At 42.3% G+C, this 1,945-nt stretch carries 3 protein-coding genes and 1 pseudogene; 2 read left to right on the plus strand and 2 right to left on the minus strand.

All coding sequences use genetic code 11. The annotated features are described in order from the left end of the window. Positions 1 to 193: hypothetical protein (locus Q5Y71_RS16665; protein WP_306043206.1), on the plus strand; the 193-nt coding region annotated here is incomplete at its 5' end. A gap of 189 nt (positions 194 to 382) precedes the next feature. Here Q5Y71_RS16665 and Q5Y71_RS16670 read toward each other — a convergent pair. Continuing rightward, complete coding sequence (locus Q5Y71_RS16670) at positions 383 to 961, minus strand: hypothetical protein (RefSeq protein ID WP_306043207.1); 579 nt, start codon at positions 959 to 961, stop codon at positions 383 to 385. Positions 962 to 1,081: 120 nt separating this feature from the next. Then, on the minus strand, positions 1,082 to 1,363 hold the full coding sequence (locus Q5Y71_RS16675; protein WP_306043208.1) for a hypothetical protein: 282 nt from the start codon (positions 1,361 to 1,363) through the stop codon (positions 1,082 to 1,084). Between the two features lie 326 nt (positions 1,364 to 1,689). Between Q5Y71_RS16675 and Q5Y71_RS16680 the strand changes: the two are divergent. After that, positions 1,690 to 1,945, plus strand: a pseudogene (locus tag Q5Y71_RS16680) (ATP-binding protein); the annotation flags it as partial.

Consider the following 1,945-nt stretch of genomic DNA (forward strand, 5'->3'; position numbering starts at 1 on the left):
CGCCTTCGTCACCACGGATAACCAGGTGCGCAACAATGCCGCCGGCACACCCTGGCAAACGCCGGGCAAGGTGGAAACCCTGCAGGCTTCCGCTGTTGCAGAGGGCACCGAGCACGAAGAGGTCAATAAAGGCGCATGGCGTATGGAGTGCATCCAGCGCACGGTGAATCTGCGGGTGGTGATTGGGGCGTGACGATTGCAAGATTGGCGGCTATTCATTGAGTTTGTTTGGGGTTGATCTCACAAATCCTGTGCAGACGAATTTACACTCTCGACGATGCGGATCCGCAACTAGAAGCCAGCACTGAACCGCTTGATAATTGAATTCGGCGACCACCTCACCGATTATCAATAAGCAACTGGCAGGGGCGGTTACACAGAATTATTTACACTCTCGTCTCCACCAATTCAGAACAATAGGATCTTCGGGACTCCCCAATGTACTGATGTCGCTAACTTTAATTTTACGCTCAGTTCGTGTTTCCACTGTCCAGCCTTTCAGCCTTAACTCTGAACTCGCCACTTCTTTCCGGTACAAGCCTTCTGCAACAGAAATCTGACCGCTGCTTTCAGATGGCATATACACATGACCGCGATCGGCCACTATAAACTGCTGTTTGTTAACACCCTCCATCCTTTGTTCGAGCCTGCGTTGAAAATTGAGTAGCTCGTTGGTGCAGTGCAAACAAGTATTAAAACGAGTAAACACTTGCACACTGGCTAGGCGCAACCTGACATGTTGGGAAAAATTTTGATTCAGGTAAATAAAAAACCGATTGATTAGTCGCTTTTCTGTGTGGTCACCATGGCCGGAGTAAGTTTCGGTTCCCTGCCATTCACTTCTGCTAAACCCTGCTTGATACTGGTATAAGAAAATTACCTTAAGCTGAGCATTCTGACTTCCGTGAGCGTTAGAATGCTTAGTGTCGGCATACTTGCGAAATTTGTCTTGTATCCGCATTATATTTATCTCATTGTTTAGGGCACCTATAAAAATTACTTTTTTGGTGTCTTTTAGATTTTAACATTGTGTAGCCTGGAATAGGAACTTGATTTAAATCTTCACCTTAAGTGTTGTAGGCTAATGGTTAATTCGCACAAAGAGGGGGGCTTTAACCTCTCCTTTCTGCTTGGCTTCCTCATGGGATTCATTGATTTCAAAATCTTCATCGGCTTCGCTGTTCCATTGCTGACTATCATAAGTAACGGCTCTAGAGACCTTTTCAATCAACATAAAATCTTCTTCAAGAGCAGAAGTCAAGCGATTTATAGCATTTTCCTTAGAGTCATCGGGGACAATTGATCGACCAAAATAGAACGCACCGCCATCTTGGGGTAACGGGCTTTGCGGTAGAACTTTCACTTTAGTGTCAATTACCTAGAAAGTAGACATAGACTATCCCTCACTCGTTTTTACGGAGTCATACATTTAATTTGTTAGTATCTCATTGCATTCCCATAAAAATCAATAATATACGCATTCAAATCTTATATCCAATAGGTCAAATTATTTCCACTATTTGTTCAGCGAAAAAGGGAAGTGATATTTGTAATATTTGAAAGGTGAGAGGGGGGTGTGTAGGTATTTTTAGCTGGAATTGGTTTAGCAATTGGTTCATAATTCAATGTAAGATACAGTAAGTTTACAGCAAGTTAATAAAAATAGTTTTATTATCAATGGATTGAGCAGTGAGTCTACAAACAAATCTAAAAGGGCGCTTACGTAACACCTCTTTGCCTAAGAGCCGTGGCTTGATGCCAGTCTTTGAAGCAGTAGTTAACTCTATCCACTCTCTTGAAGAAAAGATTGATGGTGATAATGGCAATATTGTTTTACATATTAATCGCAGTGTACAAGGTAATTTGGACTTCGATACAACTATATTGCCACCTATTATAGGCTTTACTATTACAGATGATGGTTGTGGCTTTAATGAAGCAAATT

Origin of the sequence: Microbulbifer sp. 2205BS26-8 (assembly GCF_030731025.1) — a bacterium.
GTDB lineage: Bacteria > Pseudomonadota > Gammaproteobacteria > Pseudomonadales > Cellvibrionaceae > Microbulbifer > Microbulbifer spongiae.